This window comes from Arthrobacter sp. H41 (genome assembly GCF_000520535.1).
Lineage (GTDB): Bacteria > Actinomycetota > Actinomycetes > Actinomycetales > Micrococcaceae > Arthrobacter_D.
Genome location: NZ_KI914783.1, coordinates 36014 through 49823 on the forward strand (window position 1 = coordinate 36014; position 13810 = coordinate 49823).

Genomic DNA, 13810 nt, shown 5'->3' on the forward strand with positions numbered 1-13810 from the left:
GGCCACCGCTTCGGCATTGAAGGGGGTTCCGTCGGCGAAGACCGCGTCGTCGCGGACCGGGATGCTCACGGTCAGGCCGTCCTCGGAGACCTCGGGGAGGTCGGTGGCGAGCTGCGGGACGATCTCGCCGTTTTCGTCGATGTCGTAGAGCTTCTGGCACATGGTCTGCATGACGTACCGCGTGTACAGCGACGACGACGTCGTCGGGTCCAGGCGGTCGGGCTCTGCGGAGAGGGCCATGACGAGATCGCCGCCCTCCACGATGGTCTGATCGCCGATCGGAGCGGAGACGACATCGTCTCCCTGGGGTGCTTCGGCAGTGGTCTGGGGGGCCTGGCATGCGGTGGTGCCGACGACCAGGCCGAGGGCGAGGACCGGGACGAGGGCACTGCGACGGACGTGCCGCGCCTTCAGGGAGAACGGGTGCTGGAGAAGCTCGGACATGGGGTTCCTTCGTAGTGAGCGACAGTGCTTTACATACAATCAGAGGAAAGCGTCATCTTTTGTATACAATTTGTTACGACCCCGCTAAGTTACCTCAATAAATCGTCGGCGGCTAGAGCAGTACTCCACCGGTGCTCGGCCGCGACGCGCAGTCCAGCTTCGGTAACCGCTTCCGCAACGCCGTCTGGTGTGGCATCCCGCCCGTCGGTGGTCGCGCTGAGGCGATCGACGATCGGACGTGGGGTGCCATAGAGATCCACGCAGCACCCCATCAGCGCCTCCCAAATCCGATGCACAGTGCTGCAGGACGTTGACGCGCCGGTGGCGCTGCGGACCATCCAGCCGTCGCCCGCAACCCGCACGGTGGGAAGACCGGAAAGTCCGCTACACAGGGCGTTGAGAATCTGGGCAACGAGCAGTTGCTGGCGAAGGGTACGCACTGGACCGAGCACGGGGTCAGGCGTTGCTGTCTTTCCACAGGCTCCACACATCGGTGTTCTCCTTTCAGGGCATGACGTCGCCGGAGTTCGGCCCGAGTGTCTGCCCGACGTAGAGATTCCCGCCGGGATCGCTGGCCAGGAGTAGTGCGGTCGGCGCGATTTCATTGGGAGACCCGAAGCGTCCGAGTGGGAGTTCCTTGCGCTTGGCGGATTTCCACTCTTCCGAGATGCCGTCGACCAGGGGTGTCTCAATGGGGCCGGGCGCGATGCAGTTGACCAGGACGTTGTCGGCGGACACCTCGAGGGCCAGTGACTTCGTCATGGCGATGACGCCGGCTTTCGCGGCGCTGTAGTGGCTCAGTCCAGTTCCTCCCTTCAATCCGAGCTGCGAGGAGATGTTGATGATGCGGCCCCAGTTGCGGCGGCGCATGTCGGGTACCACCTCACGGCAGCACAGGAAGACTCCCGTGAGGTCCACCGCAAGCGTTTCCGTCCATCGGTCCAGGGACATGTCCTCAAGTCTTGACTCGGTGAGTAGTCCGGCGCTGTTGACCAGGATGTCGATGGTGCCCAGTTCTTTTCGGGCGGTGGCGAAAGCTTCGGCTACCCTGTCCTCCCTGGCGACATCCACCACAATGGTTCCTGCTGCCGGTGTGCGATCCAGGACGGCAACACGGTCTCCGTTGGCCCGGAAAGCCCGGGCGATGGCCGCGCCGATGCCGCTGCCACCGCCCGTGACGACGACCGTCCGTCCGCGGTCCGTCGGTTCATCCACAATCAGGCGTGCCACGTCGGATCAGGCCCTCATCTTGACAGTGAGTCCACCGTCGACGACCAGGGATTGCCCGGTAACATATCCGGCAGCATCCGAGGTCAGGAAGCCGATCACGTCGGCCACTTCCCGCGGCGTGCCGACGCGTCCCCACGGGATGTCCTTGCCTGCCCGCTTCAGTCCGTCCGGGCCCAATGAGTTGACCGGGTCGAGGGATTGCGGTGTCTCGATGAGCCCCGGAATCACCGCATTCGCACGGATTCCCCGGGGGCCCAGTTCGACGGCGACACTGCGCACCAGGCCCAGCACGCCGGCTTTCGCCGCGGCGTAGTGGGCGTGCTCCTCCCATCCGTACACCCCGCCGGCGATCGAGGACACGGCGACCAGCGCACCGCCTTCACGCATGCGCTGGGATCCGGCGCGCAGGGTGCGGAGCACGCCCGTAAGGTCCACGTTCAGCATGTCGTTCCACAGTTCGTCCGACAGCTCGTTCAACGGCGAGTTGCGGAGGATCCCGGCGTTGGCCACGGCGTAGTCGAGCCGGCCGAACTCGGAAAGGGCGCGCTCGGCGAACGCATCCACGGACTCCGTGGTCCGGACGTCGACCTCATGGATGACGGCTGCCCCGCCGGCTTCCTCGACCAGTCGAAGCGTCTGCTCGGGATCGTGGGGGTCGCCGGGGAAAGTGCCGATGACGGACCTCACGCCACGGCGGGCATAGTGCTCCGCGAGGGCCCTACCGATACCGCTGGCAGCCCCGGTGATGATTGCTACTTCAGACTGTGGCATGGGCTTCTTCCAGCGCGACGGCCGGCACTGCCTTCGTGCCAAGCATCAGGAAGCCGGAGAGCAGTGTTCCGAGGGCACCGACCCACAATGCTGCGGGCCCTGTTCCGGCTGCTGCAGCGACCACGGTGAAGAGCGCACCACCGAGGATGATGCCGGGCTGGCTCATGGCTCCTATGAAGGCGAGCCCGGTGGCGCGGCAGCTGACGGGGTAGCACTCGGCCATGAAGTACTGGATTGCGGAGTACGGGCCCACCAGGAAGAACAGTCCTGTTCCGTAGGTCAGGATGATGAGGAAGGGACTGGAGACGAGGGGGCTGAGCATGACGGCGAAGGAAAGGCCCGAGATAATCCATCCGGAGACGATGGTCTTCTTACGTCCGATCTTGTCACCCAGCCAGCCGTGGAAGACGTAGCCGAAGTAGGCAAGCAGGTTGATGATGATGAGCATCCAGAACGCATCCGAGAGCTGCACGCCCTTGGCATTGGCCAGGACGGACGTGCCGAGGATGCTGAAGATCATGATGCCGAAGAAGTTGACGATCCATGCGAGCGAGAAAATGATGGTGTTGCGGCGTAGCGCCGGCTCCCAGATGCGTTTCAGGGGAGCGCTCGAGGAGTGCTCAACGCCGAAGGATCGGGCGAGGGCATGGGCTTCAGCAGTCTTGCCGCTCTTCTCGAGCTGCGTCAGTTTCTGGTGAAGCTCGAACTGAGGGGTTTCCTTGAGTTTCTTGGCGATCAGCAGGACGATGATGATCGCTGGAATGGTGGCCATGAGGTAGAGCGCACGCCAACCAAGCGTGGGCAGGAAGGCCAGCGCCAGGGCGCTGGCCAGCAGGAATCCAAGCGGCCAGCCACCCTGGATGAAGGAGTAGTGGAAGCCCGGTCGCTTCCGCTTCCTTTCGTCTTCGGTGACCTGGTAGACCTCGTTCATGTAGGTTGCGTTGACAGCCTGCTCCGAGAAACCCAGCCCACCGAATGAGCGCACGACCACAAGCAGCGCGTTGCTCATGAAGCCGAGCCCGGCGGGGATGAACGCGGTGACACCGGAGACGATGGCGGTGCCGCCGACGGTGAGCATCATTCCCTTGCGCCGGCCCAGGCGGTCGATGACGGGCCCGATGCCGAAGCAGACGATCGCCGTACCGACGGCGATCCAGGTGTTGATGGCATACGCTTCCGGTGCCGTCCAGCCGAACTCCTCCTGCATGGCCGGCAGCAGGGTGCCGAACAGGCCGTAGTCGAAGACGGCCACGGTCCACGCGAGAAGCGCAAGGATACTGACCGTCGTCGTTCTCTTCTTCGTGAATGTCGGAAACCGGCGCTTCTCGTCCCCTGTCGGCGTCGAAAGGTCGACGCCCGCCTCTTTGATGGACATCAGTTCGTTTCCTTCCGGGGGCTGCGTGCGAGGAATGAATCGGCGATCTGGTCGAAGGTGTGCCAAGTGACGCCCTCGTGGGAGTTGAAATGCTGGATGAGCCGTTCAAGCATGAGGAGTACCTGGGGGCGCCCCGACACGTCGGGGTGGATGGTCATCGTGAAAACGGCCTGGTCCATCTCGGAGTACACCCAGTCGAACTGATCGCGCCACATCTGCTCGATGTCCCGGGGGTTCACGAAGCCGTGGGAGTTGGGGGAGGCCTTGATGAACATCATCGGGGGGAGGTCATCGAGGTACCAGTTCGCGGGGATCTCCACGAGATCAGTCTCGCGGCCACGGACAAGGGGCTTCATCCAGGCCTCGGCGGGCTTGCTGTAGTCGATTTTGGTCCAGCTGTCCCCTACGCGGACGTAGTAGGGCTCGAAATCGTTGTGCATCAGTGAGTGGTCGTACTTGATGCCCCGCTCGAGGAGGATTTCGTTGGTGATGGTCGAGAACTCCCACCACGGCGCCACATAGCCGGTCGGCCGCTTCCCGGACACCTTCTCGATCAGTTCGATGGAGCGATCCAGGATCGCGGTCTCCTGTTCGCGTGTCATGGCGATTGGGTTCTCGTGGGAGTAGCCGTGGACACCGATCTCGTGTCCGGCGTTCACGATCATCTGCGTCAACTCGGGAAATGTCTCCAGCGAGTGTCCGGGCACGAACCAGGTGGAGGGAAGGTCGTACTTCTCGAACAGGCGGAGGACGCGCGGGGCTCCCACCTCGCCGCTGAACAGGCCGCGGGAAATATCGCAGGGCGAATCCTCACCACCGTAGGATCCGAGCATTCCTGCTACGGCGTCGACGTCGACGCCGAATGCGATTTGTATGTCCTTTTTCATAGGTCAGCCTTTCAACGGGGTGGTTGGGAGTGAATAAGTAGCGGCGTGCGGCAGCAGACCGCCGCGCTGGAAGAAGTGTTTCTCGATCTGGGGACGTGACATCTTCAATGTGAGGAGCAGATGGAGCAGGGTCCGGGCCTGCGAGGGTTTGAGGAGACCGGCCGGAATGGCTCCTGCGGCCTGAAGGTCCTTGCCCCCGCCGTTGCCATACACCGGCAGCACCGGTCCGGCGTGCACCCTGGTGCTGGTGACGACAACGATGCCCGCCGCTGTGGCGTCGGTGACCGCCGCGCAAATGACCGGGTTCGCGTTACCGTTCCCGGTCGCCGCAAGCACGATTCCCGACGAACCGACCGATAGCGCCGCTTTGAGCAGCGCGGCGTCGGCGCCAGGATAGATAGCAACGATATCTGCACGGTGCGCCTCCACCTCCGGAGCCGGGACGGGCAGTGGATCGAACCGGAGCGGAACGGAATGCATCGACACGGACCCTGTGTCCGACACCGCTCCAGCGGGTTCGCCGTCGGGGTTGTCGAATGCCTGAAGGTTCGCTGTATGCACTTTCTGAGCACCCGCAGCAGGGAATATTTTCCCGGCGAAACTCACCAGGACGCCGTGTCCTCGGGCGTCGCGAGACGCTGCGACGGCAATCGCCTTCCGGAGATTGTCCGGGCCATCGGGGTCGGCATGGTCGGCGGCGCGCTGGGCGCCGGTGAAAACCACAGGCCGCGGATCCCGGTGCAGAAGGTCCGCGAGGTACGCAGTCTCCTCGGTGGTGTCCGTTCCGTGAGTGACCACCACACCGAGGACCAGGGGATCATTGAGCGCCTGACGAATTGATGCACAGATGGAAAGCATGTCGGCGAAGGTGAGCTGGTAAGAGCCCTTGCGCATGACGTCAACCACCTCCACGGGCACGGTGCCCTGCCCGGTGGTTTGCAGGATCGCCGCACCTGTGTCCTCAGCGAGCGTTGCGCCCCCGTCATTGGTTGAGGTGCGGGATGCGATGGTTCCGCCGGTGGCCAGCAGCACCACGTATGGGCTATTGGTTGGTGTCACGTTCACCTCCTGAGAAAGTCTCGAAGCTTGTGGCGCAATCGTTTGGGTAAAATGCCCCGGCACCCTAGTTGCGGGTGAAGGTGATAGGCCAGTTGCGGACTTGGGTGCTGATCTTGAGCACGTAACCCAATCGTTTGGGTTACTCGAAAGAAAACACTATGATGTGACGTGGATCTCGTCAAGGGATTTGCGCGACAGTTTTCTCGTCCAGAACGATCGGCGGAATGCAAGGGAAGAATGGGGTCAATGGACACCGCTGGGAAAGGCCGCACTCCGGTCACGCTGAAAGACCTTGCTGCTGAGCTGGGCATTCATTCGTCCACCGTGTCGCGGGTACTGCACTCCACTTCGGACGTTGCGCGGGGGGCGGCGTCCAGCGCCACAGCCGAGCGAGTACGGAAACTGGCAGCGGAGCGCGGATATTCGCCTGATCCCCAGGCAACCAGCCTCCGGACTCGGCGCACGAGGGCTTTCGGCGTCATCGTGCCGCGGCTCTCCGATATCGTGCTGGCGACCATGTATGAGGGCGTGGAGGAAGCGGCTGCGGCAAGCAACTACTCGACCTTCGTCATGAACTCGCATGACAGCATCGATGAGCAGCGCAGGAAGGCCGACATCATGCTCGCCAGAAGGGTGGACGGGTTAATCCTGGGCGACGTGCATGCCGGTTCAACCCTCATCCATGATCTCCGTGCACGGCACGTTCCCTTCGTCCTCATGAACCGCCGTCACGAGGGCTTTCCCTCGTCCACCTGCGATGACGTTGCTGGCGGCGAGCTGGTGGCAGACCATCTGTGGGACGCCGGACACCGGCGGGTGGCCGTGATCGCCGGTGAGCCCTACGCAAGCACGGCTATCGACCGGACGGCCGGGTTCTCCCAGCGGTGGAGCGAGCTCGGCGGCGAGCTTCGGAAGGAGGACGTCATCTGGTCACGCTTCGACACCGAGGGCGGCAAAGATGCCGCCGAGAAGATCATAGGCCGCCCGGGCGAGCCACCCACGGCAGTGTTCTCCGTCAACGACTTCGCGGCCATCGGAGCCATGGGGACCTTCCGCGCACACGGCCTGACCGTGGGCCAGGATATCGCCATCGTCGGCTTCAACGACACCTCACTCGCGGCCCAGCTCCCCATTCCGCTGTCCTCCGTACGGTCACCGATGCTGGACATTGGCCGCCGCGCCGTCGAGATGCTCCATAAGGTCATCAACGGCGAGCAGGTCGACTCCGTGCGCATGACGCCACAGCTGTTCGTCCGCGAGAGCAGCGCGGCCGCATTCTACGTTTTACCCGCCCGCTCCATCGCCGGCTGAAGTGTCCCAAAGCTTCGACCGCACCAGCTTGCCCTCCAACCGGGCTGCGAGTGCCTCATCCATGGTGACTGCCCGGAACGACGTTTTGGTGCCAGGCGCACTTCGCGCGAGCAAATCCATATCTGCGCTGATCACCGTGGCCACCATGGCATAGCCGCCGCCGGAAACCGCGTCGCGGTGGAGCACGATGGGTTCCTTGCCACCCGGAATCTGGATGGAACCGATGGCATATCCGGCGTCCACGATGTTGGAGGGATCCGATCCCGCTCCGAAGGGCTGGGTGCGAGGCTTCCATGCGACCTCGGGGCCGGAAAAGCGCAACCCCGTGCGGTCGGCCACTGGCGTGAGCGTCCAGGTCGCGGTGAGGAGGGTTTCGAGGCCTTCCTCGGTCAGGCGGTGGTCATAGAGGCCCGGCAGTACCCGCACCGTGACCTCCTTTTCGAACGCAGGCCGCAGGGACTCATCGACGCTCCGGAGGATCGGCGCGGTTGCAAGGCTTGAATCGGCGGAACCCACAGGCAGTATGTCGCCTGCCCTGAGCATCCGTCCCTCGAACCCGCCCATGGCTCCCAGCGCATAGGTCGACCTGCTCCCGAGCACCACGGGGACGTTGATGCCGCCCTGGACCGCGACGTAGTAGCGCGTACCACCACGCAGCACACCAAAGGACACCTCGTCACCGGCAGCCAGCTTCAACCGGTTCCACTGCTCGCAGGCATCGCCGTTGACACGAATGTCGACGGGTGCTCCCGTGACCGCAATTATTGCGTCCTGGTCGGCGCGAAACTTCGGGCCGAGATAGGTGCATTCGAGGACGGCAGCCTCCGGCGAATTGCCTGCCAGCGCATTTGCCATTTCCGCGGACAATTGGTCCATGGCTCCACCTTGGGGGATGCCGACGTTGTAGTAGCCCAAGCGGCCCTTGTCCTGAACGCTGGTTGCAAGTCCCGGCTCCAGAATCTCAAACGCCATCGAGGTGCTCCATCATCTTCTTGTTGTAGTCCTTGGGGTCCTGCATAGCCTGCTGCAGGTCGAAGGTCACCGGGGCCTGCCGGTACCGGAAGTGTCCGCTTTCGACCTGTGCCTGAATCTGCCTGTACTCTGCCTCGTCCACCGGTTTGAGCTTCACGATGTCACCTGGCTTGAAGAAGATCAGGAAATCATCGAAATCGGGGAGACGCTGTGCGGGGTCGAAGATGGGCGCGGCGGCGATGCCGAACATCTGGTAGCCCCCGGCTCCCCGAACCGAGTAGATGCAGGCAAAGCAACCACCATGGCCCACGGTCAAGGGGGGCGTGTCCGTTCGTGGGCTGAGATACTTCGGTACTTCCAGCTGTTCGTCCTGCGGGACGATCTGGAACATGAAGGGCAGGCCTGCCACAAAGCCGACCATGGAGACAAGCCAGGGTGATTCGTGGTGGCGCCGAATGAACTCCGCCGCGGAGGCGAGCCCGTTCTCCTCTGCCGCGAAGTCGAGGTCGGTGCCCTCGGGCCGTTGATGTCCCTTCCGGAAACGTGACGCGGTTTCACGCGTGAAGGGGTCGTCATACCAGACGGGAATCTCGATGATGCGCGTTGATAGGGTCTGGTGCGCCAACTGGGCGACCTCGGCTTCGACGCTGCGGACCAGATCCTCGAGTTCCCGGGGCGGAACCAGATCCGGATTGAACCGGATGAGCAGCGATGCGTTGGCCGGGCAGATGTCCGTGATTCCGTCAACGCCCCGGTGCTGCAACAGATTGGCCATGGCGTTGGCGGTGAAGTTCGCGGCAAGGCTCATGGCCTCGGCGATCTCGACGAAGAGGAACTCATCTCCTCCCCAGGTGTAGCGGGCTTGCTGGACGGTGGTTTCGCTCATGTGCTTACCCCTAGGAGGTCGGGCGTCGTTTCGATGAACTTCGAGTGGTGCTCAACGTTGCGCACTTCGCGGCGGGCGAGGACGGCTTCCAGGAGCGGAAGTGTGGTCTTCACACCCTCGATGCGGACCTCGCCGAGCGCGCGGCGGGAACGGGTGATCGCCTCATCCCGGCTGGCGTCCCAGATTATGATTTTGGCGAGCAGTGAATCGTAGAACGGGGCGACGGCGGAACCCGTCACCACCCCGGCATCGATCCTGATACCCGGTCCGCCGGGCCATGTCAGGCGCTCAAGGGTCCCCGGGCTGGGCATGAACCCGTTCCTGGGATCTTCTGCGTTGATCCGGAACTCGAAGGCGTGACCACTGAACCGGACATCGTCCTGGCCGAGACGGAGGGTGCCGTCGCGCGCCACCAGGATCTGCTCTCGGATCAGGTCCAGGCCGGTGATCATTTCGGTGACTGGGTGTTCCACCTGCAGGCGGGTATTCATCTCAATGAATGCGGCCTCTTGGGTATCCGGGTTGTAAAGGAACTCGATGGTTCCAAGGCCCCGGTAACCGCAGGCCTTGCCCAACTCGATGGACGACCTCGCGATGGTGTCCCGAACAGTAGCCGGCAAGCCCGGTGCCGGTGCCTCTTCGACAATTTTCTGTTGGCGGCGCTGCAGAGAACAATCCCGGTCGCCGAGGTGGATCACGGTTTCGCCGTCGCCGATGATCTGCACCTCAACATGCCGGGCCCGGTGCACGAACTGTTCAAGGTACACAGCGGAATTCCCGAAGGCTGCCCGCGCTTCGGCCTGGGCGATCTCAACAGTGGACACGAGGTCCTGCTCGGCGGTCACCAGCCGGATGCCCCGTCCGCCGCCACCCGCTGCGGCTTTCACCACGAGGGGATAGCCGACGGCGGCGGCGATGGCGATCACGTCGTCGTCGGGCGTCAGCGCTCCATCGCTCCCACGCAGCGTGGGCACGCCGGCGTCCCTCGCGGCCTGGCGTGCCCTTGACTTGTCGCCCATGAGCTCAATTGCCTCGGGCGAAGGGCCGATCCAGGTGACGCCGGCGTCGATGACGGCCCGCGCGAAGGCCGCGCTCTCTGAAAGGAAGCCGTAGCCGGGGTGAAGGGCATCACAGCCGGATGCTTCCGCCGCCCTGAGAATTGCGGAGGTATCCAGGTAGCTTTTGGCCGCCGGGGCCGGGCCGATCACCTGTACCTCGTCCGCTAGTTGCGCCGCGTAGGAGTCGGCGTCGGGTTCGCTCGCGGCAAGCACGGTGCCGATGCCGAGTTCGCGCGCAGCCCGGATGATGCGTACGGCGATCTCACCGCGGTTGGCGATCAGCATCTTTCCCGCCGGAACTATCTCAATAGGCACTCCTTTCACCACGGTCAGACCTCGCTCATGACTGCGATGACGTCGCCGGGGTTGACCGTCCCTGAATCGTCGATCGCGAAGCTTTCCAGGACTCCTGAGACGTCGCTGCGGATTTCAGAGAACTGCTTCATGATCTCCACGACCCCCACCGTCTGGCCGGCCTCGATGCGGTCTCCCTCGTTGGCATAGGGTTCCTTGTCGGGACCCGGCTTCCGGTAGAAGATTCCGGGAAGGGGGGACGTGATGTCAGCCATGGTTGGTCCTTTCAGGACGGTGGGAAGATGCGGCGGAAGTATTCAGGAAGCGAGGACACCGCGGACGGCGGCAGCGACCTCGGGTGAATTGGGGGCGTCCGAGTGGACGCAGATGCTTTGGAAATCAATGTGCAGGACTGTGCCGTCCGTGGCCTCCACGGCGCCGTCCTCGAGTGCGCGCCTGACGCGTTCCGCCGCCGCAGCCGGCTTCGTCGGTTCGGGCTGGCGCTGGATGAGCAGCTGACCTTTGGATCCGTAGTTGAGATCCACATAAAGCTCTCCGACGAAGGGAACTCCCATCTCCTCGCACACCGATTGGTGAAAGGTACCCGCCAGGCCGTAGAACGGCACCCCGTAGAGGATGGCCACCCGCGCTGCCGCGGTCATCAGGGAATGGTCCCGCGCCAGCATTCCGTACAGTGAGCCGTGGGGTTTGATGTGATGGAGCTCTGCGCTTTCCCTTTGCAGGAATGCCGACAGCGCTCCCACCTGGTACGCGAGGAGGTTCTCCACTTCCCCGGGCGCCAGCTTCATCTCGCGTCTGCCGAATCCCACAAGGTCCGGCAGGCCGGGGTGTGCGCCGATGCCAAGGCCATTCTGGACGGCGGAGGACACCGTAGCGGCCATCGTGTCCGGATCTCCTGAGTGGAATCCGCAGGCCACATTGATGATATCGACGATGTCCATGAGTTCGGAATCGTTCCCGAAGGAATGCAGACCGAAGGATTCGCCCATATCCGAATTGATCGTCGGCAACGTTTGGAGCGTGGTGGAGATCGCGGGCGCGTCAGTCATGGGTTTCACCCTAACCTCACGCCGAAGCGTCGGTATAGTGGGCATCCGACTCCTATTCCATCCTTGAATTGGGCGGCTGCACACCTGGAGGACCAGTGATCGTTTCGGACCTACTCGCCGCCGAAGCGCTGCAGTTGCGCCTGCATACGCCCTCTTCGACTGAGCGCCTCGCCTGCGAAATCAGCTGGTGCGCTCCTGCTGAAACCATCGATCCGACACCCTTCCTCAGCCAGAACGTGTTGCTGCTGACCAACGGAATCGGACTCAACATCCGCGACAACCGCACATGGGCGGCGTATGTGGAACGGCTCGTGGAGGTGGGTGTTGCCGCCATCGCCTTCGGCACGGGAACCGCCCACCGGCTCATCCCCCCGGGCCTAGCGCAGGCGGCAACAGCACTGGATGTGCCTCTCCTGGAGATTCCACGGGCAGTGCCATTCCTGCAGGTACACCGCCACGTCACGAACGTGCTCCAGGCGGAGCGCTTCACCGCCACAACCCGTTCGTGGGAGCTTGCCCAGAAGTGCGCGGAATTGGCTTCTTCCGGCGCCCGGATATCGGAGATCCTTGTCGCTGTCGCTGAGGCATCGGAGGGGCAGCTCGCCATCGTGGACGCCGCAGGCTCGGTCATTGCCCGGTCTCCGGAGGATTCATCCTGGAGCAGGGAGGATCTGAAGCGCGCCGCCAATGGAGGCAGGGACACTACAGTCCCGCTCCCCATGGGGAGTGGGGATGCATTCCAGCTGGTGGTGCGCGATTCCCTGGCGGATCATCCCCTGGGCACGCTCTTGGCACCGGCGGCTTCCATCATCGCGGTCCAGTTGCAGACGGCCCTCCACTCGACATCACACAAGCAGCAGGAGCTCGAGACCCTGTTGGACCAGGTCCCGGACTGGAGCGGAGTGGCGCTTGAGGAATTCACCAGCACGTTCCGCGCCACCGGGTTGGACAGCAGGGAGCCGACCTTCGTGGTCACCGCGCTCACCGGGCCCCAGAACCTTGCCAACGCGTGGCGTATCCGGCTCGTGCTGCAGTCCCTGTTCAATGACGTTCGGGTGCAGGTCCGCGCGAATGTCCTGTTCGTCTTCGCTCAGAAGTCCGCGACCCTGGGCCAACCTGCCGACGCGGCCGTACTCCTGACGGAATTTTCGAGAGAGTTGCCTAGCCAGGCCCTGGTGCTGAAAGGTCCCTGCGCGAGCATCGACGAATTGCGGTTGGGGGTCCATCAGGCACGGGAACTGGTGGAACAGGTGGACCGACCGACCATTGCTCCCGAACTGGGGGTCAGCGCACTTGTCGCCTCCACGGCGTCCCGTGGTGCACGAGCTGGCGCCACAAGACTCTTCGCTCCTGTCATCGCCCACGACGAGTCCCACTCGGTGAATCTGCTTGAAACACTGGAGTGCTTCCTCATCCACGACGCGCAGCCCTCCCGGGCAGCGGCTGCCCTCTACATCCACCGCAACACGCTCGGTCAGCGCATCAGCAAGCTGGAGTTCCTGCTAAATCTCTCCCTCACATCCCTTGAAGGGCAGGCGACCTGCCTGATGGCGCTGAGGATCCTTCGATCATGAACGTCCCTGCTGCTTTCAACTGACCGCCTACTTTCGAGTCCTGCGGCTTCCGCCGTGCCAGTCCTCCTGCAGGCCGGCGTCGTCCTCGGGCACTCCGAAGCTGCGAAGCTGTGGACGCTCGCGGAGGCTGCGCTTCAGCTCGGCGAAACCGGGGAAGCTCGCCAACCCCACCACGTGGTCCCACAACTCGCCGGCCTTGCCCTGGGCGGGCAACCGGCTGATGACCGGGCCGAAGAAGGCAACGCCCCCGGGAGGCTCGAAGTGGATGATCGGCGTCCCGACGTCCTTTCCGGTGAGTGCGAGCGCCTCGTCGGTCTCGGCCTGGATGACGGCGTCGAGTGATTCGTCGTCGAGGGCGTCCGCCAAAGCTTCCGGCAGGCCTGCCTCGGCGAGGATCGGTTCCACGAACTCTCGTGTTCCGCGGTGGCTCCGGGTAGGAGTGTCCGCCGAGGTGTCCTCCTCGGAATCGAAGATATGCGCACCGAGGCGCGCATACAGATCGCCCACCGCTCGCGCACCGTGGTCGGCCCGCACCTGGGCGGCAAGGCGCAACAGCCTCAGGCCCGCAGTGTGCCCGGCTTCATAGCCCGGCGGGAACTGGGCGTCGTAATCCACCGACGAGTTGATGAGCCGCAGCGAGATGAATCGCCACTCCACCTCGTAGTCGCGTTCGGCCATGACCATCCGCACCCACTTGCTGGTCATCCAGGCGAAGGGGCAGACCGGGTCGAAGTAGAAGTTGATATTTGCTTGGCTCATGCTCCCACGCTAGGGAGGAGCGCGGGGGTGGTCAAGGCGTCCTGCCCTGCGTAGCATCCCCTCATGGAGACGATTGAATACCATCCCCGCCGAGACCAGCTCGTGTATACCTTCGGCGGG

General features: G+C 63.6%; 14 protein-coding genes. 2 read left to right on the forward strand and 12 right to left on the reverse strand.

The annotated features are described in order from the left end of the window. From Y705_RS23045 to Y705_RS18065, 6 genes are all read right to left on the reverse strand, one after another. Positions 1 to 444: ABC transporter substrate-binding protein (locus tag Y705_RS23045; protein WP_253908523.1), on the reverse strand; the 444-nt coding region annotated here is incomplete at its 3' end. Positions 445 to 948: 504 nt separating this feature from the next. Next, the gene (locus Y705_RS0106845; protein WP_253908524.1) at positions 949 to 1674 is read right to left on the reverse strand and encodes an SDR family NAD(P)-dependent oxidoreductase; all 726 of its coding nucleotides are present in this window, start codon (positions 1672 to 1674) and stop codon (positions 949 to 951) included. Positions 1675 to 1680: 6 nt separating this feature from the next. Then, a complete protein-coding gene (locus Y705_RS0106850; RefSeq protein ID WP_026532318.1) occupies positions 1681 to 2445 on the reverse strand; it encodes an SDR family NAD(P)-dependent oxidoreductase in 765 nt (254 codons plus the stop codon). Continuing rightward, on the reverse strand, positions 2432 to 3820 hold the full coding sequence (locus Y705_RS0106855; RefSeq protein WP_049822389.1) for an MFS transporter: 1389 nt from the start codon (positions 3818 to 3820) through the stop codon (positions 2432 to 2434). Before Y705_RS0106855 ends, Y705_RS0106850 begins: the two co-directional genes overlap by 14 nt. After that, positions 3820 to 4707, reverse strand: coding sequence for a polysaccharide deacetylase family protein (locus tag Y705_RS0106860; RefSeq protein ID WP_026532320.1), 888 nt, complete (start codon positions 4705 to 4707; stop codon positions 3820 to 3822). The genes Y705_RS0106855 and Y705_RS0106860 overlap by 1 nt, the downstream gene beginning before the upstream one ends. 3 nt (positions 4708 to 4710) lie before the next feature. Next, positions 4711 to 5766: an asparaginase gene (locus Y705_RS18065; protein ID WP_049822390.1), complete on the reverse strand. Its 1056-nt coding sequence runs from the start codon at positions 5764 to 5766 to the stop codon at positions 4711 to 4713. A 246-nt stretch (positions 5767 to 6012) separates the two neighbouring features. Here Y705_RS18065 and Y705_RS18070 point away from each other — a divergent pair, with 246 nt between their 5' ends. Then, positions 6013 to 7077 carry a LacI family DNA-binding transcriptional regulator gene (locus Y705_RS18070; RefSeq protein WP_049822391.1) on the forward strand — a complete coding sequence of 355 codons (1065 nt, stop codon included), beginning with the start codon at positions 6013 to 6015 and terminating at the stop codon, positions 7075 to 7077. On the opposite strand, the gene Y705_RS0106875 is transcribed toward Y705_RS18070, so the two are convergent. From Y705_RS0106875 to pxpA, 5 genes are read right to left on the reverse strand one after another with little or no spacing between them, the layout of a single operon-like run. Continuing rightward, the gene (locus Y705_RS0106875; RefSeq protein ID WP_026532321.1) at positions 7051 to 8049 is read right to left on the reverse strand and encodes a 5-oxoprolinase subunit C family protein; all 999 of its coding nucleotides are present in this window, start codon (positions 8047 to 8049) and stop codon (positions 7051 to 7053) included. The genes Y705_RS18070 and Y705_RS0106875 overlap by 27 nt on opposite strands. Continuing rightward, positions 8039 to 8935 carry a 5-oxoprolinase subunit B family protein gene (locus Y705_RS0106880; protein ID WP_026532322.1) on the reverse strand — a complete coding sequence of 299 codons (897 nt, stop codon included), beginning with the start codon at positions 8933 to 8935 and terminating at the stop codon, positions 8039 to 8041. Before Y705_RS0106880 ends, Y705_RS0106875 begins: the two co-directional genes overlap by 11 nt. Then, a complete protein-coding gene (locus tag Y705_RS0106885; RefSeq protein WP_026532323.1) occupies positions 8932 to 10308 on the reverse strand; it encodes an acetyl-CoA carboxylase biotin carboxylase subunit in 1377 nt (458 codons plus the stop codon). Before Y705_RS0106885 ends, Y705_RS0106880 begins: the two co-directional genes overlap by 4 nt. Before the next feature lie 14 nt (positions 10309 to 10322). Beyond that, positions 10323 to 10562, reverse strand: a complete 240-nt coding sequence (locus tag Y705_RS0106890; protein WP_026532324.1) for an acetyl-CoA carboxylase — start codon at positions 10560 to 10562, stop codon at positions 10323 to 10325. A 42-nt stretch (positions 10563 to 10604) separates the two neighbouring features. Beyond that, complete coding sequence (gene pxpA / locus Y705_RS0106895; protein ID WP_049822393.1) at positions 10605 to 11357, reverse strand: 5-oxoprolinase subunit PxpA; 753 nt, start codon at positions 11355 to 11357, stop codon at positions 10605 to 10607. A gap of 95 nt (positions 11358 to 11452) precedes the next feature. Between pxpA and Y705_RS0106900 the strand changes: the two genes are divergently transcribed. Next, positions 11453 to 12931 carry a PucR family transcriptional regulator gene (locus Y705_RS0106900; protein ID WP_026532326.1) on the forward strand — a complete coding sequence of 493 codons (1479 nt, stop codon included), beginning with the start codon at positions 11453 to 11455 and terminating at the stop codon, positions 12929 to 12931. Positions 12932 to 12958: 27 nt separating this feature from the next. On the opposite strand, the gene Y705_RS0106905 is transcribed toward Y705_RS0106900, so the two are convergent. After that, positions 12959 to 13690 carry a mycothiol-dependent nitroreductase Rv2466c family protein gene (locus tag Y705_RS0106905; RefSeq protein WP_026532327.1) on the reverse strand — a complete coding sequence of 244 codons (732 nt, stop codon included), beginning with the start codon at positions 13688 to 13690 and terminating at the stop codon, positions 12959 to 12961. Positions 13691 to 13810: the final 120 nt, after the last annotated feature.

What these genes read in the sequence shown, in the direction of transcription:
- Y705_RS0106880 (WP_026532322.1), bottom strand. Translation starts at nt 8,935, where the DNA reads ATGAGCGAAACCACCGTCCAGCAAGCCCGCTACACCTGGGGAGGAGAT.
- Y705_RS0106905 (WP_026532327.1), bottom strand. Translation starts at nt 13,690, where the DNA reads ATGAGCCAAGCAAATATCAACTTCTACTTCGACCCGGTCTGCCCCTTC.
- Y705_RS0106875 (WP_026532321.1), bottom strand. Translation starts at nt 8,049, where the DNA reads ATGGCGTTTGAGATTCTGGAGCCGGGACTTGCAACCAGCGTTCAGGAC.
- Y705_RS0106860 (WP_026532320.1), bottom strand. Translation starts at nt 4,707, where the DNA reads ATGAAAAAGGACATACAAATCGCATTCGGCGTCGACGTCGACGCCGTA.
- pxpA (WP_049822393.1), bottom strand. Translation starts at nt 11,357, where the DNA reads ATGACTGACGCGCCCGCGATCTCCACCACGCTCCAAACGTTGCCGACG.
- Y705_RS0106850 (WP_026532318.1), bottom strand. Translation starts at nt 2,445, where the DNA reads ATGCCACAGTCTGAAGTAGCAATCATCACCGGGGCTGCCAGCGGTATC.
- Y705_RS0106890 (WP_026532324.1), bottom strand. Translation starts at nt 10,562, where the DNA reads ATGGCTGACATCACGTCCCCCCTTCCCGGAATCTTCTACCGGAAGCCG.
- Y705_RS0106855 (WP_049822389.1), bottom strand. Translation starts at nt 3,820, where the DNA reads ATGTCCATCAAAGAGGCGGGCGTCGACCTTTCGACGCCGACAGGGGAC.
- Y705_RS18070 (WP_049822391.1), top strand. Translation starts at nt 6,013, where the DNA reads ATGGACACCGCTGGGAAAGGCCGCACTCCGGTCACGCTGAAAGACCTT.